At 65.4% G+C, this 25,979-nt stretch carries 25 protein-coding genes; 4 read left to right on the top strand and 21 right to left on the bottom strand.

What is annotated here, in order from left to right:
- Positions 1-16: 16 nt before the first annotated feature.
- The 12 genes from J9314_RS00755 to J9314_RS00700 form a co-directional block, all read right to left on the bottom strand.
- Positions 17-310, bottom strand: coding sequence for a putative quinol monooxygenase (locus J9314_RS00755; protein ID WP_210604022.1), 294 nt, complete (start codon positions 308-310; stop codon positions 17-19).
- 70 nt (positions 311-380) lie between these two features.
- Positions 381-1,124, bottom strand: a complete 744-nt coding sequence (locus J9314_RS00750; protein WP_210604021.1) for an uL22 family ribosomal protein — start codon at positions 1,122-1,124, stop codon at positions 381-383.
- Positions 1,125-2,369: an NAD(P)/FAD-dependent oxidoreductase gene (locus tag J9314_RS00745; RefSeq protein WP_210604020.1), complete on the bottom strand. Its 1,245-nt coding sequence runs from the start codon at positions 2,367-2,369 to the stop codon at positions 1,125-1,127. It abuts the gene before it with no gap.
- On the bottom strand, positions 2,366-2,707 hold the full coding sequence (locus J9314_RS00740) for a Rieske (2Fe-2S) protein (protein ID WP_210604019.1): 342 nt from the start codon (positions 2,705-2,707) through the stop codon (positions 2,366-2,368). The genes J9314_RS00745 and J9314_RS00740 overlap by 4 nt, the downstream gene beginning before the upstream one ends.
- 5 nt (positions 2,708-2,712) lie before the next feature.
- Positions 2,713-3,741 carry a ferritin family protein gene (locus tag J9314_RS00735; RefSeq protein ID WP_210604018.1) on the bottom strand — a complete coding sequence of 343 codons (1,029 nt, stop codon included), beginning with the start codon at positions 3,739-3,741 and terminating at the stop codon, positions 2,713-2,715.
- Complete coding sequence (locus tag J9314_RS00730; RefSeq protein WP_210604017.1) at positions 3,738-4,058, bottom strand: MmoB/DmpM family protein; 321 nt, start codon at positions 4,056-4,058, stop codon at positions 3,738-3,740. The genes J9314_RS00735 and J9314_RS00730 overlap by 4 nt, the downstream gene beginning before the upstream one ends.
- Complete coding sequence (locus J9314_RS00725) at positions 4,055-4,360, bottom strand: toluene-4-monooxygenase system B family protein (protein WP_210604016.1); 306 nt, start codon at positions 4,358-4,360, stop codon at positions 4,055-4,057. The genes J9314_RS00730 and J9314_RS00725 overlap by 4 nt, the downstream gene beginning before the upstream one ends.
- A 4-nt stretch (positions 4,361-4,364) precedes the next feature.
- The gene (locus tag J9314_RS00720; protein WP_210604015.1) at positions 4,365-5,882 is read right to left on the bottom strand and encodes a ferritin family protein; all 1,518 of its coding nucleotides are present in this window, start codon (positions 5,880-5,882) and stop codon (positions 4,365-4,367) included.
- A 15-nt stretch (positions 5,883-5,897) separates the two neighbouring features.
- Positions 5,898-6,374 (bottom strand): nuclear transport factor 2 family protein, encoded by a 477-nt coding sequence (locus tag J9314_RS00715; RefSeq protein WP_210604014.1) that lies wholly within the window; start codon positions 6,372-6,374, stop codon positions 5,898-5,900.
- A 15-nt stretch (positions 6,375-6,389) separates the two neighbouring features.
- The gene (locus J9314_RS00710; protein WP_210604013.1) at positions 6,390-6,821 is read right to left on the bottom strand and encodes a nuclear transport factor 2 family protein; all 432 of its coding nucleotides are present in this window, start codon (positions 6,819-6,821) and stop codon (positions 6,390-6,392) included.
- A 24-nt stretch (positions 6,822-6,845) separates the two neighbouring features.
- A complete protein-coding gene (locus tag J9314_RS00705; RefSeq protein WP_210604012.1) occupies positions 6,846-7,865 on the bottom strand; it encodes a DJ-1/PfpI family protein in 1,020 nt (339 codons plus the stop codon).
- Between the two features lie 198 nt (positions 7,866-8,063).
- On the bottom strand, positions 8,064-9,026 hold the full coding sequence (locus J9314_RS00700) for an AraC family transcriptional regulator (protein WP_210604011.1): 963 nt from the start codon (positions 9,024-9,026) through the stop codon (positions 8,064-8,066).
- Positions 9,027-9,307: 281 nt separating this feature from the next.
- Between J9314_RS00700 and J9314_RS00695 the strand changes: the two genes are divergently transcribed.
- Complete coding sequence (locus J9314_RS00695) at positions 9,308-10,006, top strand: type 1 glutamine amidotransferase domain-containing protein (protein ID WP_210604010.1); 699 nt, start codon at positions 9,308-9,310, stop codon at positions 10,004-10,006.
- 49 nt (positions 10,007-10,055) lie between these two features.
- Here the strand turns inward: J9314_RS00695 and J9314_RS00690 are convergent, their stop codons facing one another.
- Positions 10,056-10,973: a universal stress protein gene (locus J9314_RS00690; RefSeq protein WP_210604009.1), complete on the bottom strand. Its 918-nt coding sequence runs from the start codon at positions 10,971-10,973 to the stop codon at positions 10,056-10,058.
- Positions 10,970-12,559: an alanine/glycine:cation symporter family protein gene (locus J9314_RS00685; protein WP_210604008.1), complete on the bottom strand. Its 1,590-nt coding sequence runs from the start codon at positions 12,557-12,559 to the stop codon at positions 10,970-10,972. The genes J9314_RS00690 and J9314_RS00685 overlap by 4 nt, the downstream gene beginning before the upstream one ends.
- A 350-nt stretch (positions 12,560-12,909) precedes the next feature.
- Here J9314_RS00685 and J9314_RS00680 point away from each other — a divergent pair, with 350 nt between their 5' ends.
- Complete coding sequence (locus tag J9314_RS00680) at positions 12,910-14,445, top strand: aldehyde dehydrogenase family protein (RefSeq protein WP_210604007.1); 1,536 nt, start codon at positions 12,910-12,912, stop codon at positions 14,443-14,445.
- A gap of 119 nt (positions 14,446-14,564) precedes the next feature.
- Here J9314_RS00680 and purU read toward each other — a convergent pair whose 3' ends face one another.
- The 7 genes from purU to glyA all read right to left on the bottom strand — a co-directional run bounded on the left by purU (position 14,565) and on the right by glyA (position 23,563).
- Complete coding sequence (gene purU / locus J9314_RS00675; protein ID WP_210604006.1) at positions 14,565-15,419, bottom strand: formyltetrahydrofolate deformylase; 855 nt, start codon at positions 15,417-15,419, stop codon at positions 14,565-14,567.
- A gap of 149 nt (positions 15,420-15,568) precedes the next feature.
- Entirely contained in the window at positions 15,569-17,023 is a 1,455-nt protein-coding gene (locus J9314_RS00670) for an L-serine ammonia-lyase (RefSeq protein ID WP_210604005.1), read from the bottom strand.
- The gene (locus J9314_RS00665) at positions 17,023-17,739 is read right to left on the bottom strand and encodes a sarcosine oxidase subunit gamma (protein ID WP_210604004.1); all 717 of its coding nucleotides are present in this window, start codon (positions 17,737-17,739) and stop codon (positions 17,023-17,025) included. The genes J9314_RS00670 and J9314_RS00665 overlap by 1 nt, the downstream gene beginning before the upstream one ends.
- Positions 17,732-20,641 carry a 2Fe-2S iron-sulfur cluster-binding protein gene (locus J9314_RS00660; RefSeq protein ID WP_210604003.1) on the bottom strand — a complete coding sequence of 970 codons (2,910 nt, stop codon included), beginning with the start codon at positions 20,639-20,641 and terminating at the stop codon, positions 17,732-17,734. Before J9314_RS00660 ends, J9314_RS00665 begins: the two co-directional genes overlap by 8 nt.
- Positions 20,638-20,928: a sarcosine oxidase subunit delta gene (locus J9314_RS00655; RefSeq protein WP_210604002.1), complete on the bottom strand. Its 291-nt coding sequence runs from the start codon at positions 20,926-20,928 to the stop codon at positions 20,638-20,640. The genes J9314_RS00660 and J9314_RS00655 overlap by 4 nt, the downstream gene beginning before the upstream one ends.
- Before the next feature lie 32 nt (positions 20,929-20,960).
- Positions 20,961-22,178 carry a sarcosine oxidase subunit beta family protein gene (locus tag J9314_RS00650; RefSeq protein ID WP_210604001.1) on the bottom strand — a complete coding sequence of 406 codons (1,218 nt, stop codon included), beginning with the start codon at positions 22,176-22,178 and terminating at the stop codon, positions 20,961-20,963.
- The gene (gene glyA / locus J9314_RS00645) at positions 22,178-23,563 is read right to left on the bottom strand and encodes a serine hydroxymethyltransferase (RefSeq protein WP_210604000.1); all 1,386 of its coding nucleotides are present in this window, start codon (positions 23,561-23,563) and stop codon (positions 22,178-22,180) included. The genes J9314_RS00650 and glyA overlap by 1 nt, the downstream gene beginning before the upstream one ends.
- Before the next feature lie 210 nt (positions 23,564-23,773).
- Between glyA and J9314_RS00640 the strand changes: the two genes are divergently transcribed.
- Together J9314_RS00640 and J9314_RS00635 are read left to right on the top strand one after the other, a co-directional pair.
- Positions 23,774-24,436, top strand: a complete 663-nt coding sequence (locus J9314_RS00640) for a GntR family transcriptional regulator (protein WP_210603999.1) — start codon at positions 23,774-23,776, stop codon at positions 24,434-24,436.
- A 307-nt stretch (positions 24,437-24,743) separates the two neighbouring features.
- Entirely contained in the window at positions 24,744-25,871 is a 1,128-nt protein-coding gene (locus J9314_RS00635; protein ID WP_210603998.1) for a YkvI family membrane protein, read from the top strand.
- Positions 25,872-25,979: the final 108 nt, after the last annotated feature.

Here is a 25,979-nt window from a genome sequence, read left to right as displayed (position 1 = left end):
CCCTGAGAACAGACGATCAATCCGCGAAAGACGTGAAGGTCTGCACCTCACGCTGCGCCAGCCGCGGGATGAGATCCGCGATCACGACGTCCTTGAACAGCTGCGTCGACGCGTGGTCGGCATACCCTGACGGATCCGGATAGCGCTCATAGAGCACGAACGTCAGCGGGTCGTCCGTACGTCGCTGCGCCTGAAACTCCAGCGTCTTCGGCTCTGCTCGGATCTCCGGCGCGATCCGGGTGAGGGTGTGGGCCACGTATTCGGCCTCTTCGGCCTTCGCCACCCAGGTGGCGATGATGACATGTGCCATTGTTGTTCTCCGATCGTTGACGGTCAGTGGATTCGATGTGCATCCGCAGTGCTTTCGGCAGGTGCTTGAGTCAGAACGCGCTGAATCCGATGGCGCGCAGCTGCTCTCGGCCGTCTTCGCTGATGTCCTTGGGACTCCAGCACGGAACCCATTCCCACTCGACATGGGGGCGGATGCCGGTACCTTCGAGAACACCGCTGATATTGCGCTCCATGACCTCCGACAGGGGGCACGCCGCCGAGGTCAGCGTCATGGTGATCGTTGCGACTCCGTTGTCGACGCCGATGTGCCGGATGAACCCGAGGTCGACGATGTTGACACCGAGGTCGGGGTCGATGACGTCGTAGAGCTCTTCTCGCACCGACAGTGCGGCCAGATCCTCTGGTTCACGTTCCGGCAGAGCGGACGGTGCCGTCCGCTCCCTCAGCGGAGTGCGATCGGGCAAGGATGCCAGACCCGCCGGGCGGAGGACGATGGTGACGTCGGTCGTGGCACTGTGGATCCAATCGGCTACTCCATGTGCCTCGCGACGGATGCGCACAATGTCCTCTCCCGCCTCCGCCTGACCGGCTGCGACCACAAGGTTGTCGACGTCGAGGCCGCCTTCGCTCGCCCGGGTGATCGCCTCGTCGAGGACTCTGGCGATCGGTTCACAGGTACGGCCCGGCCCGAATCTCAGCCTTGCTCTGGCCTGCACGGCGGGTCGACCGGAGATCCGCTCGAGTGCTGCGCGAGCATCGCTCTCTGTGACTCGAACCTGATCGACGTGCACCGATATATCGGTGACCTCCGTGAATCCTGCAAGTGCTGTCATCTAACTCACCTCCATGTGAGCCCTCCTGCTGCGCTGCGGCAGGAGGCGTTTGATGGGAAATTTCTCGTCGGCAAGCTCTTCCGCGGTAGCGACGTGGGGCTGCGAGAGCAGCTTGCGAACCTGAAGCAGATCGCCCGGTCGGTTCATCGCGACCATCGCTCGGACGCGCCCGTCCACCACGGTGAACACGCAGAAGGAGCGAGCATCGACAGAGCCGCGGACCACCCTCTGCCCGTCCGAACCGACGTAATGGCCGATCGACTGCAGCTTGCAGTCATACTGATCGGACCAGAAATAGTGCTCCTCGGTGAAGGGCAGCGAATCGCCGAGGATGTTGCGGGCGACGTTCTGGCCGTGCCGCATCGCGGTGTCATGGTGTTCCACGCGGACCCTGGCACCATAGACCGGGTGGAAACGCTGCGCGACATCGCCGACGGCATACACCTCGGGCACACTCGTCCGACCGAACTCATCGGTGAGAATGCCCTCGTCGACGTCAAGCCCGGCTTCTGCCGCCAATTCGCTGTTCGGCACCGATCCGATGCCGACCACCAGCTCGTCGCACTCGATGACTTCGCCTGAACCCGTCCGGAGCTCGAGCCCATCGGATGTTTCGCACACCGAGGTGATCGTCTCCTCACATCGCATGTGCACACCGTTGTCGGTGTGCACCTCGAGCATCGCTCGACCGATCTCCGGGCCCAGCGCCCGCTCGAGCGGAAGCGGCGAACTGCTGAAGAGCGTGACATCGGCCCCGCGTGCGACCGCCACGGCGGCAGCTTCGCAGCCGACGAAACCTCCACCGAGGACAGCCACCCGACTGCCGGACTTCAGGCTCCGGTCCAGTCGCCTCGCGTCGTCGATGGTGCGCAGGACATGCACATGGTCACCTTCGAATCCCGGAACCGTGCGGGCTCGAGCGCCCGTGCCGATCACCAGCACGTCGTAGCGCAGCATCCGACCGTCGGACAGCCGCACCGAATGCTCTGCTGGATCGAGCGATTCCGCGCGCACCCCGAGGAGAAGCTCGATCCCCTCATCGTCATACCACTGACGAGGGTTGACGGCGAAGTCCTCGAGAGAGGAAGTGCCGGCCAGGAACTCCTTGGACAGCGGCGGCCGCTCATACGGCGGCTCCGTCTCTTCACAGACGAGGACCACCTCGCCCTCGAAGCCACCGGAGCGCAGCCCGACGGCGGCTGCCGCCGTGGCCACACCCCCGCCGATGAGCACCACGGCAGTCATTGCAGACTCACCCAGATCGCCCCGCTGTCGTCATCGACCTTGCAGGCATAGGGTGTCAGCGAATGCGTCGTCGGATTGATCCCCTTGGCCGTGCACACGTCGAACTCCCACAGGTGCTGGGCACATGTGAGCTTGTTGCCGTCGAGGTCACCGTCGTCGAGAGCCCATTCCTGATGCGGGCACTGATTGCGGTAGGCGACGATGTCGTCGTCATTGTTGACCAGCAGCACGGAGGTCCCCTCGACGTCGACGGCGAGCATCTCGCCCTCCCAGATGTCGTCGACGTTCGCGACTTCATGCCACTGTCGCGCCTTGATGTCGGTGTCGGTGTCGGACATGGTGATCAGCTCGCTTCCTCGGCGACGTCGAAGATGGTCTGGTGGAACTGCTCTCGGCTGGCTCTGGCTTCGCCGACGACATGATCAGCCGTGCGTCCGAGCAGCGGTGCCAATGCCGCGGCCGCCTCATCGGCGGCGACCGACCAGCGGTCGATCCATTTGTGCAGCGGTTTCTCATTGGTCGGCCGCTGGTCGAGCGCATAGCGCGCCAGTGCTGAACTCCACCGTCCTCGGCGTGCAGTGTCGGCGGCGAGGAGATTCGACAGCAGCCAGGACTGCTCGTCCCCGTTCTCTCGACTGACCTCCCCGAACTGACGAATGAGGACATCGTCGAGGGTGGGGCCGAGGACGAGATTGACCGAAGTGAAGGCCTCTCCCCAGTCGTAGGCGATGAGGGCACGTTCGATCGCTTTGCGCGCCGGCTGCCACGCCGGATCCTGTTCCCACAGTTCCCGCTCCCGTTCTCCGATTCCGGAGCCCGGATGTGCGATCTGCAGCGCCCGCGTGCGGTAGGCGATGACGGAGACGCGACGGAGGAAGTCCGCGTTCGCATACCCGGCCGCACTCGTCACGACCGAACTCGGGCCGATGAAGCCGATGTAGGCCTCTGCCTGCTGGAATCCGTGTGCGAGGAAGCGGGACGGGGTGAACGCGGTCCCCAGCATTCGCACCTGTTCATCGGACAGCGCATCGTCGGCGCCGGCATCGCCGTAGTTCTCGAGGACTCCGTCGATCTTGCTCTGTTCGCCGGCCTGCAGGTTGACATACGAGCGGTATGAGATCTGGTCCGGGTCTCGGAAAGCCTCCCAATCGTCAGCCTGCAGAGGGGAGTTCTCCCGATAGGTGAGGAACCACAGGTTGCCGGCCGAGGAGGGGTTCTGCTCGAACACGCTCGACTCGTTGTTCCGTGTGTTCCAATTCTGCCCGTGAGTGACGATCTCGTACTCGCTGGGCATTCTCCGGACGTCGCCGAAGGCACTGAATGTGCGCTGCTTGCGCTTCCGCGCCGGTTTGCGTGCTGCTTCTTCACTCACGCCAGCACTCCCTTCTTGGCTGCCTCGGCATCCCGTGACAGGTCGGCTCTCTGCCATCTGATGGAATCGCTCTCGGTGAGCACGCGACCGGCGAAGGAGGACATGACCATCTCGAGCGAGCGGATCCGATAGTCGGGCCCCAGATAGTCCTGCAGCGTCGCCTCGGTCAGGACGAGGAAGTCCTCGGCTTGGACCCGCAGGTAGGAGCCCTTGTCGATGACTTCGATCTCCGCATCGGGGTTGTCGTCCTCGAGGGCATCGAGGATCTTGTCCACTTCGTCGCCCATCCTGAAGACGGGGCCCACTGGGTTCTTCATCTCTCGACTCCTTCGGTGTCGTATTCGACCGCGACGAAATCCTGCGCCACGATTCCTGCTTCGGCGACCGTCATGCTGCCCGGCAGCCGCTTCCCGTTGTGGATGACGACCTTCGGGAACGGTTGGGCACGGACTCGGCGGCCCTCCGAATGGTGCGCGACCGCCTCGGCGACCTCATCCATCGTCGACGCCGTGGTCACGGGGACCAGGACCGCGACGAAGTCGTTGGCGAAGACTGCGCATACGGGCACGGGCTCGGGCGCCCGGTCCTCGACGCCGAGGTGGACTCTCTGTTCAGTCATCGCCTCAGACCCCCTTCGTGATGATTCCGGCCGAGGTGCGGCCGGTGTAGTCCTTCGTCCACGCCGCGTAGTCGGGGTCGTCACCCATGATGTCCGGGGTGATGCCCATGTAGCCCAGCAGCCCCTCGACGTTCGCCGGTTGGATCTGGCCGTCGAGGAACCTGTCGACGAGCGTCTGGTGATTGACGTTGTCACGGTCCTTCCACCACACCTGGCGGCAGCCCTTGCTGCAGAAGTGGAGCTTCTTGCCGTTGTAGTCGAGACCGTGATCGCGGATGCGCCACTGTCCGCTGCGGGACTGTGTCGGGTTGCAGACGGGCAGGTGGCAGGTCGGGCACAGCCAGGGAAGCGTCTCCGGCTGTGTCGCCTCGACGTTGTTGGCGTTGATGTTGTCGATGATCGTGTCCCACTTGTCGCCGTAGACGTTCTCCCAGTTCGGGTACTTCTCCCGCAGCCAGTCACGCTCGTCTTTGGACACTCCGGCCGTGGGATTCCACCACAGCGTCGGCCGCCACCACCACATCCCCATGTGCAGGCTGTGGTGCCATGTGTCGAGACCCTGCATGAATTCGTCCCAGTACCAGGGCTTCTTCAGTCCGTAGTCCTCGATCGTCCGCACGAACTGGTCGACGATCCATTCCTCCATGAACTCCCGATACGACTGCTTCCGGTGTTCGAGCGGTGTGTAGTAGTCCATCGGGATGCCGGTCAGTGCCGCGAAGGCACGGGCGTTGGCCCAGAACCCCTTGTCGACGACCCACTGTGCGCGCTGCGGGTCATGCTCGACGAGGATCTCCAGGGTGGCGACACCCTGCTGTGAGTGCCGTGCCTCGTCGGTCTGGATCGAGGAGATCATGTTGGCGAAGTTGATGTCGCCGGCTTCCATCGCGTCGGCCGAGAGCGCGACGAACTGGAGATTGGTGAATCCGGTCTCGAAGGTCAGCGGGAGCATGAGAGCACAGTCGACGGTGTTCGATGTCGTCATGAAGCCGTCGAAGAGCGTGCGCAGGGCGATCGCCACCCAGTCATTGGTGTTGTACGTCTTCTGCGTCCAGTCGAACTGCGTGTCCTTGGCAATGAGCTCATGACCGAAGAAGGTCGTCAGAGCGTTGTGGCGCAGTTCGTCGAGCTGGCCGTAGACCGCCATGTTGCGCCACGCCGCATTGAGCCCGAAGCGAGCCATCTTCATTTCGGCGAGCATGGCCGTGTACTCGACCTGTGCGACACCGCCGAAGTGCATCTTCGTCGAAGACTTCCACCCTTCCGAGAGCCGGTCGTAGGTGGAGGTGCGCTGCAGCGTCGCTTTGACCGCATGCGTCGAGGTCTCCTTGTCACGCTGCGTGTAGACGTACTCCGGGTAGCTGACCTTGTAGCCCTCCTCCCAGTCCAACCAGGCTTCGCGCGGGACCTTGCCGGTGCCGGTCAGCCAATCGGGATAGACTGCTTCGTCATCGACGTAGCTGAGTGTCCAGTCGGTGTGGCGGACGAAGTCCTGCCATTCCTCACGTTTGAGCAGAGTCATCTCTGTTGTCCTTTCTCAGTCGACTTCGTAGTGGCCGAGCTGGCGGTTGACGCCGCTGTTGTCCCAGTAGGCGCGGATGCTGTCGATGAGGCCGTCCTCGTCGACGTGCATGATGAACAGGTGGGGCTCAGCGAAGTACTGTCCCAGCGAGGCGATGAAACCCCAGGGCTTCTGCTGTGTGCCGGTGATGTCGCAGGCGACGACGACGTCGCCGTTGTCATTGGCGTCAATGGTGTAGACGTCGTTTCCCAGGTTCGGGAACGAATTGATGAGTCCGCTCCAGATGACACGGCCGACGGTGCGGACCTTGCCGTCGCCCCGGACGACGCGCTGTTTGGCCCAGACCTCGAACGGACCGTACGAGAAGTCGGCGTTGTCGGTGCACAGGTCCGTCATGGCGACGACATCGCGTTCGCGATACACGTCGAAGAACTCTGTGGCGACGGCGTGCGCCTTCGCTTTCCGGTCGGTGATGTCCACGGTGATGCTCATGTCTCTTCTCCTTTGTCAGACGATGGCCACACGGTCTTGGCGTTTGACGGCCAAGCGGCGGTAGAGCTGGTTCTGGCACCAGTAGGCATCGATGCCCACGATCTGGTCGTGATCGACCGTGAACCGCCACGCGGTGTCGAGGTCGAGGTGCTTCTCCTGATTGATGGCGCCGAGGAAGTCCGCAGCCTGCGTGCCTTCGAGCTTGAACTCGGCGACGGCGACTCGACCGACATCGGTGATGGTCGAGATGGTGATGAGCAGGTCGGGGAAGGCGGTGACGATCTCGTCGAGCAGCCATTTCACTCGAGTCTTGTCCCCCTGCGAGATGCGCAGGGGGTGAACGGTCAGCTGCACATCGTCGGAGACGACGGACAAGGCTGCTGCGGTGTCCTTCTGGCTGAGGCCGGCAAGGAACGCTCGAACGGTGTGTTCCGAGGTGACGGTCATGGTGGATTCCTTCGATCGGAGTTCTCAGGCGAGCTGCAGTGCTTTGACGACGGCGTCTGCAGTCGCCTCGGTGGAGTTCGGGTTCTGCCCGGTGATGAGGTTGCGGTCGACGACGACGTGAGAGGCCCAGGCATACGGGGCATCGTCGTAGATGGCCCCGGCGTTCTGCAGGGCGTCGGCGAGAAGCCAAGGCATCCCGAGCCTGCCGATGCTGTTCTGGTTCTCTTCGTCGTCGGTGTACGCGGTGAGCCGGTAGCCCTCGAACAGCCAGTGTCCGTCAGCACGTTCGGGGGCGGCCAGGAGGAACGCCGGTCCGTGGCACAGTGAGGCGATGAGCGCGCCCTTGTCCTGGAGGACGCTGAGCAGTCGGGACACATCCGGGTTCTCGGGAAGGTCGACCATGGGGCCGTGCCCGCCAGGGGCGAAGACCGCATCGAACTCTGCCATCTGCTCGTCGGTGAGCGAGGACAGCGCAGTCGGGTCGTTGAATCCTGGGATGGCCGCCAATCTGGACTGTCGGTCGGAGGAGATCCCGGCGCTGTCCTGGACGAGTTCGTCCACGGCGTCGCGCAGCTCCTGTTCCGAGAGGCCGCCGTCGAGTCCGTTCTCAAGCATCACGTCGACGAGTTTGAGTCTGCCGCTCCAGGCGATCCTCGCTGCCTGAGCGATGAGGGCGTGCGCCTCCTGCGCAGTCCGGCCGGCCGCGACGAGCCTCTGGGCGATACGCCGCCCGGCCATGAGTTCCAACTGCGTGGTCTGATCGAGGGTGATCCGAATATCGTCGGGATCGTGCGCAAAGGTCCGATAGACCGAAGCGAAGTAGTCGGCATCGTCATCGGGGTAGTGGAAGAAGTGCTCGAGGCCATACGGATCCGGCACAGGTGCACGCCCGTCGGGGGTCAGAACTGTCACCTCGGCGCCGGCAGCGACGAACCTCTCGTAGGACTTCAGTGCCTCTTCGGCCCAATAGCCGGTCGGATGAGCTGGACTCTCGTCCAGGTCGATCTCTCGTGCGCTGGTGACGAGAAAAGCGATTCGGGTCATGGCAACCTCTTTCATTCTCTGTGGTTGCCATCGACTCTATTCGTGCCTCAGATCACAATACTTGTCGATTCCTGCGGCGAAATTGCGTAAATCGATACTGGCGTGAACACGCCTCTGACCAGGACACTAGCCTCTTGAACAGCGGTTTTCGGACACGTCGATTCCCGGGATCGATACGATCCCGGGAACTGCAGGATTTCAGGCCCGCGCCGCTCTCACGGGCGCAAGTCCCTGTATGGCGGTGCGACTGGCATCGCCGAACGCGCGCGGCGATGCCCCATAACGGGTTCGGAACTCGTTGATGAAGTGGGAGGTGCTGCCGTATCCGACGGCCTGCGAAATCTCCGTGACCGAAGAGCTGTTCTCGACGAGGAGCTCACGGGCGCGATTGAGACGCATCTCCTTGATGAACCTGTACGGCGACTTGCCGGTCACATCGCGGAACAGATGGGAGAAGGCCGAAGGACTCATGAAAGCCTGCTCCGCGAGGTCGGCAACGCTCAGCTGCTCTGACAGATGCTGCTTGGCGTAGGCGATGACGGCACTGATCGGATTGGCTTCGCTGGCCGCACGACCGACGAGGCGACTGTACTGTTCGGCCTGGAGCGCCCGATAGACGATCTCGCGCAGATACACCGGCGTGAGCACCCTGCGATCCGTCGCTGATGACAGCGATCTGAGGAAACGCAGCACGGCGTCCATCATCTCTCCGTCGAGTGCCGAGAGGAACGCCTGCTCCTGGCGCGGCGTATGATCTCTGCCGAAGGCGACGACCTCACGTTCGGCGATGATGTCAGCGGAGACCTGTTTGACCAGACCCGGATCGATCTGCAGGCCGAAGGAGAGGAAGGGCTTCTCCGGGCTGGCCTCGAGAATCACGGTCTCGAACGGAACGTCCCCCGGGATCGCCAGATAGGTGAAGGGGTCGTAGAAGAAGTCCTCATTCTCCATCGTGATGCGCTTGCGACCCTGCGCAATGATGCACAGGTGGAGAGTGCTCACCTCATCCCAGTCGAGGGAGACCGGCTCATCGTAGCGGTAGATGAGCAGACCGGGGTAGGGGCCCTCGTTGACGCCCGGTTCGGGAGCTCCCGCCTTGAGCTGCGCGATCAGGTCCCCCGATGTCACGTGGAACTCCAATGGGTTCATCGGATTGTTCATGAGAGCCTCCTTGCTTTCACCAAACGCCGGTGGCGATGTAATTTGACTATAGGCCCTTTCCGCACGCCGTGGGACTGATGTCTGCCTCTCGGGGCAGCTGTGGAGGAATGCTCAACTTCGCCGTTGGATTCTGCACACGCTCTCCCGAACCAGCGGACTACGGTGAGTCGTATCCCATCCGTACTGCGGATCGCAGACCGATTCCGGCCGCCTCGGCGAGAGACCGAGACCGTTTCGAGAAGCCGACGAATCGACCTGGTATCCGCGTGAAAGGACCGCTCATGTCGAACATCCTCATCGTTCTCACCACCCACGATTCCCTCGGCGACACCGGTCGCCGGACCGGTTACTGGCTCGAAGAGCTGGCTGCACCGTACTACCTGCTCACCGAACGAGGTCACCACCTGACGATCGCAACGCTGACCGGCGCCCGACCGCCCTACGATCCGGCCAGTGCCGAACCTCCATACGACACCGAGGAGACCCATCGACTCGTCGCGGACAAGGCCGCGCAGGACCTCATCGGTCAGGCTCGCCCCCTCGCGGATATGGACCCGGATGACTTCGACGCGGTGTTCTACCCGGGCGGACACGGCATCGTGTGGGACCTCGCCCACAGCCCCGAGTCCGCTGCACTCATCGAGGCTTTTGCCCGCGCGGGGAAGCCGACAGCGTTCGTCTGCCATGCCCCGTCAGTCCTTCGCGACGTGCGAACCGCCGAGGGTCGCCCCTTCGTCGAGGGCCGCAGGGTCACTGGATTCAGCAACGCCGAGGAGGAGGCCGTCGGCCTGACCGATGTGATGCCGTTCCTCCTCGAGGACGCGCTGAAAGAGCGCGGAGCGGACTATTCAGCCGCACCCGAGTGGACGTCGCACGTCGTCACCGACGGCACGCTCATCACCGGGCAGAATCCGTCCTCGTCCGTCGAGATCGCGCGCGCTCTGGACGACGCGCTCGCGTTGGATGCGGTGAAGAGCTGACTGCCTGTCTGAAACTGTCTGCCGTGAAGCGAGCAGCAATCTGCCCGCTTCACGGCACGACCAGAACGGGGACCGGGGAATGCCTGATGATGCGGGCGGCATTCGATCCGAGGAATACTCGGGACCGGCGCCCCTCCGAGGACGACCCGATGACGAGGATCTCCCCCGGTTCCCAGGCGATCGATGACAGTGCCGCCTTCCAGTCCCGGCCGATGCCGACCACCTCGGCGATCGCCCCGACCGGGCGGGCATCGGACCCGTCGAGTCCTGCGACCGCCTTCTCCTGTGCGGCACGGAGATGGTCGACATAGTCACTGCGCGTCGAGTCGTCGTCGAGGGACGCGGGCTCGATGGTCCGACCGCTGACCCCGAAGGTCGCCACACGCAGGCCCGACTGGGCGGCACGAGCGAATTCGGCTGTCGCGCTGAGCACGTTCTGTGTCGCGACATCACCGCGGAACGAGCAGGTCACCCGAGTGATGCGAGAAGCGCCTTGTCCGCCCTCCGCTCCGCCCTGCCGCCCAGAGCTCGCACCGTAGCCTTTCGGGGCCAATGCCACCGGCACCGGCGAGGAATGCAGCAGCCGGTCGGAGGTGGCGCTCACCCGGATCCGACCGCGTGTCCCCTCGGTGCCGGATCCGACGACGATCATCGAGGCTTCGGCGGCGACCGCCTCGGCGATGAGTCCCTTCGCGCGGGACCGGGAGGCGACGGCCACGGTCTCGGTGACGACATCGGGGCAGATCTCGGCAGCTGCGCGCTCCGCCTCGGCGATGGCTTTGCGCCCCCTCTCCCGTGACCATGCGGCGAACTGAAGGTCACTGCCGCTGGGAATCATGGACGTCGACTGATCAGGGACGATGCTGACGATCCGCAGCGACTCGCCGCTCGATCGAGCGAGCAGCCCGGCGAGGTGCAGGGCCGAACGGTCCTTCTTTCCGTAGGGGAATGCGGCGATGATCGTCATTTCGAACCTTCCTGGTCGTCTCCGGTTTCGGGGCGGGTCTTGTCGGGGCCGGCCTTTTCCGGCCGGACGGACTCTGCTGACCGAGCAGACTCGGGGCCGGCCTCTCCCGGCCGGACGGACTCTGCCGGGGAGGAGAGCGCGTGTGCCTCCTCGGCGCGCAGCTCTTCCCAGAAGTTCGCATGTCGGATCCCGAGCTTGACGGGGTCGAAGGTGGGATTGAGCCCCTGCTTGCGCTGGTCGTCGAAGTCCTTGAGCGCCCTCAGAGCGATCCGGGAGAGCAGGATGAGGCCGATGAAGTTGATGACGCCGAGACTCGCATAGCCCATGTCTCCCACGGCCCAGACAGCGCCGGCGTCGACGATGCAGCTGATGAAGCACACGGCCAGCAGCACGCATTCGAGGATGCGGACGTAGATCTTCCTGCCCTCACCGATGATGAACGACAGGTTCGTGTCGGCGATGAAGTAGAAGGCGACGATGGTGGTGATCGCGAACATCGCCACTGAGACCGCAATGAAGGGCGAACCGAACCCGGTGGCGACGGTGTCGACGGCGGCCTGGGTGAAGTTCGTTCCGGGCTCGACTCCGGGCAGGTTGACCAGCAGCTCTCGACCATCCTCGGTGATCACGTTGTATTGGCCGGTCACGACCATCATCAGCCCGGTGAGCATGCACACGGTCAGCGTGTCGATGTAGATCGAGAAGGTCTGGACCAGCCCCTGTTTGGCGGGGTGGGAGACCTCGGCGGCTCCGGCGGCATAGGTGCCCTCACCCACTCCTGCGACATTGGAGAACAGGGCGCGGCGCACACCCCAGGAGATCGCTGCGCCGACGATGCCGCCGAAGACCTGGTCGGCGCCGAACGCCGAGGAGATGATGAGACCGATCGCCCCGGGCAGCTCGGTGATGTTGACGAGCAGGACGACGATGGCCCCGCCGATGTAGCCGACGGCCATGATCGGGACGACGATGTTGACGACCTTGATGATGCGTTCGCGCCCACCCCAGATGATGACGCCGAGCAGCCCGGTGACCACGATTCCGGTGACCCATCCGGGGATTCCGAAGGCATAGTCGAAGCTCACGGCGATGCTGTTCGACTGGATGCCCGGGGCCAGGATCGTGTAGAGGATGAGTGCGATGACGGCCGCGATCATGCCGATCCACCGTCGCTGGAAGACCTTGTAGAGGTAGTACGGGACACCGCCCTTGAGCTCGCTGTTGACCCGTTCCTTGTAGATCTGCGCGAGCGTCGACTCGACGAAGGCGGTGGCACCGCCGCAGAAGGCCATGACGCCCATCCAGAACAGAGCCCCGGGCCCGCCCCAGCCGACGGCGGTGGCGACTCCGGCGATGTTGCCGACGCCGACGCGGTTGCCGATCGTCAGCGCCAGCGCTTGGAAGGGGGTCAGCCCGCCGGGCGCGGTCTCTCCGTCGCCCTTGAGTTCGCGCAGCATCTGCGGGAACAGGCGGATCTGGAGGACTTTCGTGCGGATCGTGAAATACACGCCCATGACGATGGCAAGGATGATGACCGGCAGCCACATCGCATTGGCGATGTCCTGCAATCTGGTGGTGAGGTCCATGAGCACAGCTCCGTGTTCGTCGACTCCCGCACGTGCTGCCGCGCGGCTCTGCTCGCTGTCTCGGGGCGAGCGCCCGGGCCCGGGAGGCAGTCACGCACAGCGCTTCCCGAGGCGGACCGAATGCGCATGGCAGTGCACATTCGTCGGTCAAACACATTGCACTGTACATGCTCAAACGGATAATGTGATCACATCTGGCGAAATTATCTCGCCGGATACGGGGTCGGACCGATCGAGGCATCTGCCGGCCGCACCCCACACGTCACACGCTGCACTCGTCACACGCGAGAAACACGCCCAGTCAGACCGAGTCACACCCAGTCAGCCGAACCGAAGAAGCGGAGGCCCGCATGACCGCCACCACCGAAACCACCATCGTCCGCGGCAACTCGACGAGCCCGCTCGTCTACGCGACCGATTTCCCGCCCCTCACCCACTTCATCGACGGAGCGTTCGTCGCGGGTGCGGGCGGCGCCACCTCGGACACGACCAGCACGGCTGCCGCGCCGACGACCACGATCGTCAATCCCGCCGACGGGACCACCATCGCCGAGGTGGCCGAAGGCACCGCTGCCGATGTCGATTCCGCCGTGGTCGCAGCCCGTCGGGCGCTGACCGCGTGGCGAGAGACGACGCCGAAGGCCCGTGCCGACATCCTCTTCGCCATCGCCGAACGGGTCGAAGAGAACGCGGATCTGCTCATCCGCCTCGAATCGCTCAACACCGGCAAGCCACGGGTGGTTTCCGAGGACGACATCTCCATGTCCGCCGACGTCTTCCGCTTCGCCGCCGGCGCCGGTCGGGCATTCACCGAGATGGGTTCGGGTGACTACGTCGAGGGACACACCTCGGTGATTCTGCGTGAGCCGGTCGGTGTCGTCGGCGTGGTCGTGCCGTGGAACTATCCGCTGCTCATGGCCGCGTGGAAGATCGGGCCGATCCTGGCCGCCGGGAACACCCTCGTGCTCAAGCCTTCGGAGCAGACTCCGCTGTCGACGCTGAAGTTCGTCGAACTCATCGCCGACCTCCTCCCCGCCGGCGTCCTCAACGTCGTCACGGGACTCGGCCCGAGCGTCGGCGCCCGGCTGTCTTCCCACCCCGACATCGACCTCGTCGCTCTGACCGGCAGCGTTCCCAGCGGTCAGGCTGTCGCGACGGCCGCGGGCGAGAGCCTCAAACGGGTCCACCTCGAACTCGGCGGCAAAGCCCCGGTCATCGTCTTCGATGACGCAGACCTGCAAGCGGCGGCCGAGGGCGTGCGCGAGGCAGGTTTCTGGAACTCCGGGCAGGAGTGCGGGGCCGGCACCCGCGTGCTCGTCCACTCCTCGGTGGCCGAGGAATTCACCCGGCTGCTGGCCGAGCAGGTGAGCAGCTATGTCCTCGGCGATCCCCGAGGTGGGGACGATGTCGAGCTGGGACCGATGATCTCCGAGGCGCATTTCAAGCGGGTGACGAGCTTCCTCGATCGCGCGATCTCAGATGGTGCCCGCCCCGTCGTCGGCGGCGCCGCACTCGAGGGTCCGGGATTCTTCGTGGCCCCGACCGTGCTCGCCGACGTGGCCCCGGGCTCAGAGGCTTCGCAGCACGAGATCTTCGGCCCCGTCGTCACGATCGAGACCTTCGAGACCGAAGACGAGGCACTTACCAGGGCCAACGAGGTGCCCTACGGCCTGGCCGCCTCGGTGTGGACGAAGGATGCAGCGCGCAGCCTCGATGCGCCGCGCCACCTCGACTTCGGCACGGTGTGGGTGAATTCGCACCTCGCATTGGCCGCCGAGGTGCCGTGGGGAGGCTTCAAGGGCTCAGGCTACGGCCGCGACCTCTCGATCTACGCGCTCAATGACTTCACCCGGACCAAACACGTCCAGATCAACCACTCGCGGTAATCCCCGGAACCACCAGCACAAACACGCCGACCGCTCACGTTGCCGTCGACCGCGCACCGCATAAAGCGGTACAGCGGCGGCAACGTGAGCGGTCGGCGCGTGCCGTACTCTCGACCCCCTCAGCGCAGGACGACGGTCCTCTTGCCCGAGAGGAACACACGGCCGTCGCAGTGCCACTTCACGGCATTCGACAGGGCCTTGCACTCGGCGTCACGGCCGGCGGCCACAAGGTCCTGCGGGCCGAAGGAGTGGTCGACCTCGACGAGCTGCTGAGCGATGATCGGGCCTTCGTCGAGTTCGCTGTTGACGAAGTGCGCGGTCGCACCCACGGTCTTCACTCCCCGCTCCCATGCCTGGTGGTAGGGCTTGGCGCCCTTGAACGAGGGCAGGAACGAGTGGTGGATGTTGATCGCCCGTCCGGTCAGCTCGCGTGCCAGGTCGTCGGAGAGGACCTGCATGTAGCGGGCGAGGACGACGAGGTCGATCTCGAAGCGGTCGACGAGCTCGAGCAGCTTCGCCTCGGCCTCGGGTTTGGTCTCCTTCGTCACCGGGATCCGGAAGAAGGGGATGTGGTGCCACTCGACGAGTTCCCGGTGGTCTGGGTGATTGGACACCACGGCCGCGATCTCGATCGGCAGTTCGCCGATCTGGGCGCGGAAGAGCAGGTCGTTGAGGCAGTGCTCGAACTTCGAGACCATGATGAGCACCCGCCGCTTCTCCCCCTGCGGCCACAGCTGCCAGGTCGCACCGAACTCCTCGCCGATCGATTCGAAGTCGGTCCGCAGCGCCTCGATGCCGTTGCCCGGCTCCTCGGAGACGCTGAAGTCGATGCGCAGGAACAGCCGCTGCGCGTACTGGTCATCGAACTGCTTGAGCTCCTTGATGTCACCGCCATGGGTGAGCAGGGCTCCGGTCACCGAGTGGAGGATGCCCGGGCGCTCGTCGCATTCGAGGGTGAAGATGTAATCCTGCATGTGCTTGTCTTCCTGTTCGGTCGTGCCAGATCTGGGGTGGTCCAGCAGCTGTGGTGGTGCAGCAGCTGGTGTGGTGCGAAATCAGGGGCGGTGTCCGACACGGACCGGCTGCGGCGGTGCACCGAGGCCGGCCCGTGATCTCGTGCCGATCAGCATTCGACGACGTTGACGGCCAGGCCGCCCCGCGAGGTCTCCTTGTACTTCGATTTCATATCGGCTCCAGTCTGCCGCATCGTCTCGATCGCCTGATCGAGGCTGACCCGGTGCGTGCCGTCACCGTGCATCGCCAGGCGAGCGGCGTTGATCGCCTTCACCGAGGCGATGGCATTGCGTTCGATGCACGGCACCTGGACGAGTCCGCCGACCGGGTCACAGGTCAGCCCGAGGTTGTGCTCGAGACCGATCTCGGCGGCATTCTCGACCTGCTCGGGTGTCCCGCCGAGGACGGCGCACAGTCCTGCGGCGGCCATCGCACAGGCCGATCCGACCTCGCCTTGGCAGCCCACCTCGGCGCCGGAGATCGAGGCGTTGCGCTTGAACAGGATCCCGATCGCTCCGGCCGTCAGCAGGAACGTCACGACAGCATCGTCAGACATCTCTGCGTCGGTGACGAAGCGGTCCATGTAATGGAGCACCGCGGGAATGATGCCCGCGGCCCCGTTCGTCGGGGCCGTGACGATCCGCCCGCCCGAGGCGTTCTCCTCGTTGACGGCCAGCGCGTAGAGATTGACCCATTCGAGGGCATCGAGCGAACCGGATGCCTTGTACTCGGCGTCCTCGAGCTTCGCCCGCAGTTCCGGCGCGCGCCGGCGGACTTTGAGTCCGCCGGGCAGCGTCGTCTCCTCACGCGTACACCCGTTGTGCACGCATTCGCGCATCACCGCCCAGATCGCCAACAGCTTCTCCCGCAGCTGCTCATCCGTGCGAGCCACGCGTTCGTTGACGGCCATGAGCTCGGCGATGCTCAGCCCGCGCTCACGGCAGGCGGCGAGGAGCTCATCGGCCGTGGCGAACTCGATCGCCTGCCCGGTCTCCCCCTGCCCCGCCGTCGCCGAGGCGGCTTCCTGCCCAGCCGCCTGCTGCCCTGCCGATTCGGACGCCTCGATCGCCTCGGCGGCGTCCTTCTCGGCCGCGAGCTCCTCGGCGGTGACGACGAATCCCCCGCCGACCGAGTAGTACTCACGCTCGATGACCTCATCATCGACCTCGGCGCGGATGAGCATCCCGTTGGGGTGGCCGGGCAGGTTCTTCCGCAGGTGGAGGACGAGGTCCGTCTCCGGTTCGAATTCGATGATGAGTCGCCCGCCGAGGTGGAGCTTCCGCTGCGTCTTCACCTCCTCGACCAGCGGGCCCACCTGGTCGGGATCGAGCGTTTCGGGATCGAATCCGCTCAAGCCCACAAGCACAGCCGAATCCGATCCGTGCCCGATCCCGGTCGCGGCCAGCGAACCGTAGAGTCCGACCCGGACCCGACGGACCCGGTGGAGGACACCCTGCCCGTCGAGCTCATCGACGAACCGGAGTGCGGCCCGCATCGGCCCCACTGTGTGGGAGGAAGAGGGGCCGATGCCGATCGAGAAGAGATCGAGGACCCCGAGCGCCATCAGCCGCTCCCCTCCGCAGCGCCCGCGCCCACTGCATCGGCACGGCCGTTATCGCCCGCGTCGGGCCCGGCGCTGTCGCCGTCGAGGAACTCCGCCATCCCATCGAGCAGCCAGCGAACGGTGAAGTCCGCGAAGCTCGCCCGCGGGTAGACACGGTATTCGAGCACCGAGGAGTGGTGGAGGATGACCGGGACGGGGCCCAACGAGGTGACGATCGCGGTGCCGACGCCGAAGGCGCGCGGGTGCAGGTCGGCGCGGCAGCTCTTCTCGAGGACCTCGCGGGCCTTCGAACCCGACAGCTGGAGGATCGTGCGGTTGGCCGAGAGGTCGACGGCCTGTCCGGGCAGTCCCTCGAGTCCGGCCTCGGCGACGAGCGTCTCGCCCGGCTGCTGGCGACGGGAGACGTCGACGGCGAGGAATTCGTCGGGGCTCAGCCACAGGATGTGCAGTCCTGCGCTGTCGCCACTGACCTCACCGACCTTAAGCGGCAGGGGCAGGCCGAAGGCGTCTTCGAGCGCCCGTCCCGAGGCCGAATCCGGCTGTGCCCGCAGACCGAGCTGGACGGTGAACGGCAGCTCGCGCAGGGCGACCCGGCGACCGCCCGCGGCACTCGCCTCGGCCATCGTCTCGGCCAGGTGCGCGGCCGGGGAGACCCGCAGGTCATCAAGTGCCTCGGGTGTGGCGAGAGTATCTGTGGAGTAGGTGGTGTCAGCCATCGCGGCGGTTCCCTTCCGGATCGTAGAAGACGGGCGAGGTGATCTCGACGTCGACCAGGGTGTCCCCGAGCGGGGACTGGACGATCTCGCCGGTCCGGTTGCGGCCGTTCTCGACGAGCGCGAGCCCGATGGGCCGGTCGAGCGAGGGCGAGATGTAGGACGAGGTGACATGGCCGATCATCGGCACCGGTCCCGCTTCCGGGGTGACCGGGGTGCCCGAGGCGATGAGCTGGGCGCCTTCGGCCAGACGTGTCGTCCCGTCGACCGGGAGCACGCCCACGAGGTGCTTGCGGTCCTCCCGGGCCGTGTCCTCGCGGGTGTAGGAGCGTTTGCCGATGAAGTCCTTGACCTTCGACACGATCCACTCCATGCCCGCGTCCTGCGGGGTCACGGTGCCGTCGGTGTCCTGGCCGACGATGATGAAGCCCTTCTCGGCGCGCAGCACGTGCATGACCTCGGTGCCGTACGGGGTGATGTCGTACTCGGCACCCGCCTCGGCGACGGCCTCCCAGACGGTCAGCCCGTAGAAGGTGTCGACGTTGATCTCGAAGGCGAGCTCACCGGAGAACGAGATCCGGCAGATCCGCGCGGGGATCCCGCCTACCAGCGTGGTCTCCCGGAAGCCCATGAATTCGAAGGCCTCGTTGGACACGTCGAGGTTCGGGGCGACCTTCGCGATGACGTCGCGCGACCGGGGTCCGGCGACGGCCACGGTCGACCACTGTTCCGTCACCGAGGTGAACACGACGTCGAGGTCGGGCCATTCGGTCTGGTGCCATTCCTCGAGCCATTCCAGCACGGTCGCCGCCCCGCCGGTAGTCGTCGTCATGTAGTAGCGGTCCTCGGCCACGCGCAGGGTCACGCCGTCGTCGAAGATCATTCCGTCGGGCTTGCACATCAGCCCGTAGCGGCCCTTGCCGACCTTGAGCTTCTTGAAGCCGTTGGTGTAGATCTGCCCGAGGAACTCTCCCGCGTCCTTCCCGCGGATCTCGATCTTGCCGAGCGTCGAGGCGTCCTGGAAGCCGACGGATTCGCGCACGGCCTTGCCCTCGCGCAGCACCGCGGCCTCCATGTCCTCGCCCGGCTGCGGGTAGTACCAGGGCCGCTTCCACTGGCCGACGTCTTCGAATTCGGCCCCGTGGGCGACGTGCCAGGGGTGGATCGAGGTGACTCGGGCCGGGTCGAAGAGTTCGCCCTTGCGCCGTCCGGCCAGTGCCGCGAACGGCACCGGGGCGAAGGGGGCGCGGAAGGTCGTGTGCCCGACCTGGCCGAGATCATTGTTCGCCCCCAGCACCGAGGCGATCGCGCCGATGGCGTTGACCGCTGAGGTCTTGCCCTGATCGTTGGCCGTCGAGATCGAGGTGTAGCGCTTGATGTGTTCGACCGAGCGCATGCCCGCGTTCATCGCCCGCTGCACGTCGGCGACGGTCTGGTCGCGTTGGAAGTCGATGAAGTGCGTGGTCAGATTCGCGTGGTCGTCGTCTGCCGAAGTGACCAGCCACAGCGGGCGGGCCGGGGCGTACGCCATCGCCGAGGCTGCCGGAACGCTGAGCGCGGCCGGGAAGCCGGTCTGATTCGCCGCCTGGTTGCCTGCCTCGGCGCCTTGTCGCAGTGCCGATTCCAGCGAGTAGTCCCCGGTCACGGCTCCGACGGTGAACTGGTCGCGGACCGGGGTGGTGGGTACGAAGGCCGCGATGTCTGAGTTCCAGTGGATCTGACCCTTGCGCTGCCCGTGGAGGTGGATGACCGGCGAGTGTCCGCCGGACACGGCGAGCAGGTCGACGGCGATCTCTTCGCCCTCGGCGGCGGCGACGCCGTCATCGTCGAGGGACGCGACGGTGATCGCGCTGATGCGACCCGCTGGTCCCTCACCGGCGGTGCCGGTGACGGCGGCGCCGAGGATGAGACGCGTGCCCGTGGATTCGGTGACGGATTCGGCCACCGCCGAGGCGGTCGGGCGGGAATCGATGACCGCGGGGACGGTGATGCCCGCCGCGTGGAGGTCGGTCACGAGGTCGTAGGCGGAGTCGTTCGTCGTCGCCACGGCAACGTTCTGCCCTGCGGCCACACCGTAGCGGCCGAGGTAGGTGCGCACGGCCGAAGCGAGCATGATGCCGGGACGATCGTTGTCGGCGAAGACGATCGGTCGGTCATGGGTGCCGGTGGCGAGCACGACCTGGCCGGCGCGGATGTGCCAGACCTTCTGGCGCACCCCGCGACCGCCGGCCGTGGCAACAGCCTCGGTGCGGTCTTCGAGGGCGACGAAGTAGTTCGAGTCGTAGCTGCCGAAGACCGTGGTGCTCGGCACGTAGGTGAGCTCTTCGTGTTCGGCGAACCCGGCGACGGTGGACTCGACCCAGGCGGTGGCGTCCTGGCCGTCGATGGTCTCGGCCGTGGCCGGTCCCGCCGACAGCAGGGAGCCGCCGGGCACGGACTGGTCGTCAAGCAGCAGGGTGCGGGCCCCGGACTTGCCGGCCTCCCGGGCGGCGGCGAGTCCGGCGGGACCGGCCCCGACGATGAGGACATCGGCATGCACGTGCTTGTGCTCGTACGTCAGATCGTCCTGACCGGGATCGAGGATGCCGAGGCCGGCAAGGTAGTCGGCTTCGAGTCCTTCGGCGATGGCGACGCGGGTGGCGGGCAACATCGATTCGGCGACGTCACCGGGGAACCGAGAATGCACGCGCACGAGCGCATTGGACTCCTCGACGCCGGCGCCGAGGATGCCGCGGGCCCGGCCGAGGTAGGTCGAGTTGCCGCAGTCGATGCGGCCGGCGGCGATGAGGGCGCTGGCGATCGTGTCACCGGCGAAGCCCGAGTAGGTCCGTCCGTCGACGGTGAAGTCGATCGGCCGGGTGGTGTCGATGCCGGTGGCACCGGGCAGACGGGTGGTGTTCGTCATCGAACCTCTCCTTGCGTGTCGGGACGGGGCGAGCCGATCGGGTAGATCGCGGTGAAGTCGTAGGTGGCTGTGTCGCGGACGGCGTTGAACCACTTCCGGCAGCCTGCGCTGTGACTCCACATCTCGGCGTAGGCGCCGCGGTCGTTGGCCCGGTAGAAGAGGTACTCGGCCCATTCCTTGTCGGACAGAGCGTGTGGGTCTTCAGGGTAGGCAACGTGTGCCTGTCCGCCGTAATGGAATTCGGTTTCGTCCCGCGGCCCGCAGTTCGGGCAGTTGATGAGCAGCATGTCGGTCCTTTCAGTCCGGAGCGTCGACTCACTCAGTGCGCCACGGCTGCGGCGCCGTGTTCGTCGATGAGGTGGCCGGTTTCGAAGCGGTCGAGGGCGAACGGGGCGTTGAGCGGGTGGGGTTCGTCGTTCGCGATGGTGTGGGCGTAGGTGAAGCCCGCCGCGGGAGTTCCCTTGAAGCCGCCGGTGCCCCAGCCGCAGTTGGCGTAGAGTCCTTGGACTTCCGTCTTCGACACGATCGGTGAGGCGTCGAGGGTGACGTCGACGTTGCCGCCCCAGGTGCGCAGCACATGAGCGCGGGCGAAGATCGGGAAGAGCTCGACCGCGGCGGCCAGCTGCTCCTCGATGACGTGGAAGCCGCCTCGTTGACCGTAGCCGTTGTACGAATCGACGCCGGCGCCCATGACGAGCTCGCCCTTGTGCGCCTGGGAGACGTAGACGTGGACGTGGTTGGACATGACCACGGTCGGGTGCACGGGCTCGAAGAGTTCGGAGACCAGTGCCTGCAGCGGGTGGGTCTGGATCGGCAGACGGATCCCGGCCATGTCGGCGAGCACCGACGAATCGCCGGCCACGGCCAGTGCGACCTTCTCGGTGGCGATCGGTCCGCGGTTCGTCTGCACGCCGACGACCTTGTCGCCGATGCGATCGATGCCGGTGACCTCGCAGTTCTGGATGATGTCGACACCCATCTCATCAGCCTTGCGGGCAAAGGCCCAGGCCACGTGGTCGTGCTTGGCGATGCCGGCGCGCGGCTGGTAGGTCCCGCCCATCACCGGGTAGCGGAGGTCGTCGCCGATGTTGATGATCGGGCAGACTTCCTTGACTTGGCTAGGGTCGAGCCATTCCGCGTCGACGCCGTTGAGCCGGTTGGCGTTGACGCGACGCTGGGATTCGCGCACGTCCTGGAGGGTGTGGGCGAGGTTGAGCACGCCGCGCTGGGAGAAGAGGAAGTCGTAGTCGAGTTCCTCGGGCAGCTGCTCCCAGAGCTTGAGCGACTTCTCGTAGATCGCCGCGGACTCGTCCCAGAGGTAGTTCGAGCGGATGATCGTCGTGTTCCGGGCCATGTTGCCCCCGGCCAGCCACCCGCGCTCGAGGATGGCGATGTTCGTCATCCCGTGGTTCTTCGCGAGGTAGTACGCGGTGGCCAGACCGTGTCCGCCGCCGCCGATGATGACGGCTTCGTAGGACTTCTTCGGCTCGGGGTTGCGCCACAGGAAGTCGGGGTGTTCGGGAAGCTGGTCTGCCATCAGCGTGCTCCGATCTCTGAGATGGTGGGGTAGAGCGGGTGGTTCTGCGCGAGTGCGGTGACCCGGTCGCTGAGTGAGGCGATGGTCTCCGGGCTCGCGCCGTCGTCCTCGGTGCCGGCCTTGAGCACCTCGGCGATGATGTCGGCGACCTCGGCGAAGGCCTCGGTGCCGAAGCCGCGGCTGGCCAGGGCCGGGGTGCCGATCCGCAGACCGGAGGTGACCATCGGCGGTCGGGGGTCGTTGGGGACGGCGTTGCGGTTGACCGTGATCCCGATCTGCGCGAGCAGATCCTCCGCCTGCGTTCCGTCGAGCACGGAGTTGCGCAGATCGACGAGGACGAGGTGGACATCGGTGCCGCCGGTGAGCACGGTGATCCCGCGGTCGGCGACATCGGCTTCGGTCAGGCGGCGCGCGAGCTCCGCAGACCCTGCCAGGGTCCGCTTCTGCTTGTCGACGAACGTGTCCGTGGCCGCGAGTCCGAAGGCCACGGCCTTGCCGGCGATCACGTGTTCGAGCGGGCCACCCTGCTGACCGGGGAAGACCGCCGAGTTGATCTTCTTCGCGATGTCCGCGTAGTTGGTGAGGATGATGCCGCCGCGCGGACCGCCGAGAGTCTTGTGCGTCGTCGAGGACACAACGTGGGCGTGCGGGACGGGTGAGGGGTGGAGTCCGGCGGCGACGAGGCCGGCGAAGTGGGCCATGTCGACCATGAGGTAGGCGCCGACCTCATCGGCGATGCGCCGGAACTCGGCGAAGTCGAGCTGCCGGGAGTAGGCCGACCAGCCGGCGACGATGAGCTTGGGCTGGTGTTCCTTGGCCAGGCGCTCGACCTCGTCCATGTCGACGCGGCCGGTGTCGTCGCCCAGGCCGTAGGGGACGATGTTGTAGAGCCGACCGGAGAAGTTGATCTTCATCCCGTGGGTGAGGTGGCCGCCGTGGGCGAGATTGAGCCCGAGAACGGTGTCGCCGGGGCGGATGAGCGCGTGCATCACCGAGGCGTTGGCCTGAGCACCGGAGTGGGGCTGCACGTTGGCGTACTCGGCACCGAAGAGGGCCTTGACCCGGGAGATGGCGATGCGTTCGATCTCGTCGACCTGCTCGCAGCCGCCGTAGTAACGGCGACCCGGATAGCCCTCGGCGTACTTGTTCGTCAGCACCGATCCCTGCGCGGCCATGACCGCTGAGGCGGTGTGGTTCTCCGAGGCGATCATCTCCAACCCCTCGCGCTGGCGATGCAGCTCGGCGTCGATGAAGCCGGCGATCTCGGGATCGAGTTCGCCGAGGTGGGTGTTCAGCTCGACGGGTTCGCGACTGGGGAACACTTCACCGTGGGGCGCTGTCGTGTCGGCGGCGTCCTCGGTGCGGGTGATGACTTGCTCTGGCATGGATCTCCTTCGATCGGCCGACGAACCCGGCACTCGGATTGATCGTCAACTAATATATCAGATGCGTTCCTGTAGTCTAGAACGCGGAACTTGAGAAGTGCAATGCCCAGGCAGAGAAATTTTCTGCAGCCGTTTTGAGTACACAGACGCCAGTCGCACTGGAAGCGAACAGCGCACAGAAACCAGTCGCGTAGGAAGCAGAGAGAGGAGATGAGTTCAGTGGCAGACACCCCCGGGGGCCGGTCCTCCCTGGCCGAGCACGCCTACGAGGTGCTTCGTCACCGACTCATCATGCTCGACATCGCTCCCGGCGATGCGATCAACGAGGCCTCACTGAGTGCCGAACTCGAGGTCGGCCGCACGCCGATCCGCGAGGCCCTCAAACGACTCGAGGGCGAACATCTCGTCAACTCGTACCCGCGGCGCGGCACCTTCGCGAGCAATGTCGAAATCACCGACCTCGCTGCGATCACGGAGATGCGCGTAGCCCTCGAGCCGATCGCCGCCCGCCGGGCCGCGCGGAACATCACCCCGGAGCTGCGCGCGGAGTTCGCCGAGACGATCACGGCGATCAAGAACCTCGACCCGGAACAGGACGCGCGCACACTCATCGAGCGCGACCTCGGCGTCCATCGCCTCATCTATCGCGCGGTCGACAACCTCCACCTGCAGGAGACCCTCGTCCACCTCGACGACCTCGCCACTCGCATCTGGTGCCTCGTGCTGCCGCGGATTCCCGATCTCATCGGCCACATCCGCGAGCACATCGGTCTGCTCGAGGGCATCCTCTCCGGCGACGAAGACCAGGTCGCCTCCTATGCGGGCGAGCACGTCCGCGAGTTCGAAACCACTGTCCGCTCCGCCCTCACGTAGGCGCGCACTCACCGCTCTCGCGACCCTTCTCCCGCCTGCCCAGCCTGACCCTTGTCTCCTGGAGGCGGATCCATCTCGAAATTCCATCGGGAATCAAGGCGGATCCACCCCCAGGAGACACGCTTGGCGGCCAGAGCGCTCCGGTCCGCCCCGCCCCTCGCCCATGAGCCCGTTGGCTCGCGCGCGAAACAGCTCCCCGAACCCGTCCTGTGATCACAGATGTTGACGAGATCACATTCTGTCGCTAGCGTTCTTGTCTGACATATCAGTTGTCGATCTGACTTATCCCTCAACGAAGAAGGAACACATGGCCGACACCACCTCGACCAAGACATCCCACCTGGCCACCACCGAGAAGGTCAGCGTCCTCCGCGTCATCACCTACGCGGGAGCGATCATCGCCTTCCTCATCGGCTCCGGCTTCGCCACCGGCCAGGAGATCCTCCAGTACTATGCCTCGTACGGATTCTGGGGCGTCTTCGGCACCGGCTCGATCGTGCTCGTCCTCATCTCCTACGTCGCCGTCGAGTTCTTCCTCACCGGCCGCCGCGAGCAGTTCGAGAAACCCTCGGGCGTCTTCTATCACTACTGCGGGAAGTACCTCGGAACGTTCTTCGACTACTTCTCGATCCTCTTCGTGTTCTTGAGCTTCACGGTGATGATCTCGGGTGCCGGCGCCGTGTTCGAGGAGTACTACGGGCTCTCGAAATTCATCGGCGGGATCGCCCTGGCCGCGGTCGTCGGACTCACGGTCTGGTTCGGGTTGACCAGCCTCGTCGACATCATCGGCAAGATCGGCCCGGTCATCGTCATCGTCGCAATCGCCCTGGGCGTCTACGGCATCATGCGCGACCCCGAGGGAATCTCGACGGGCAATGCGATCCTGCCGAGTCTTGACGTCAACCAGGCATCGTCGAACTGGTTCCTCGCTGGACTGTCCTACGTCGGCTTCTGCATGCTCTGGCTCGCGGCCTTCCTCACAGCCCTCGGCAAAACCGTGAAGAACCGTCGCGAAGCCACCGCGGGTGGACTCGTCGGCGGCATTGCATTCTCCCTCGCTTGCATGGTCGTCGGACTCGGACTGCTCGCGAACATGGCCGAGGTCTTCGACGCCGAGATCCCCATGCTCGTCCTCGCCAGCAGCCTCGGCCCCTGGGTGGGCGCACTGATCTCCGTGATGATCCTCGCCGGCATCTACACCACGGCCATCCCCCTGTTGTGGACGGTCTCAGCACGCTTCTTCGACGACAAGACCAAGAAGTTCAAGTACCTGACGATCAGCCTCGCCGCCGTCGGCACGATCATCGGACTCGTCCTGCCGTTCTCGCAGATGGTCAACATCGTCTACGTCATCAACGGCTACGTCGGCATCGTGCTCCTGGCCCTGATGATCATGCGCACGATCCGCCACCTCGCCACCCGCAACAAGGTCTGACCCCTCCCCTCACCGAGGCGGCTCTTCGTCCCGCTTCCACCATCGATGGGCCGCCGGCAGCGAACGACACCCGCACACGCCAAAGGCCCCGAGCGACATTCACGTCGC

Origin of the sequence: Brevibacterium oceani (genome assembly GCF_017948325.1) — a bacterium.
GTDB classification, from domain to species: Bacteria; Actinomycetota; Actinomycetes; order Actinomycetales; family Brevibacteriaceae; genus Brevibacterium; species Brevibacterium oceani.
This window is presented reverse-complemented; position numbering and strand designations above follow the sequence as displayed.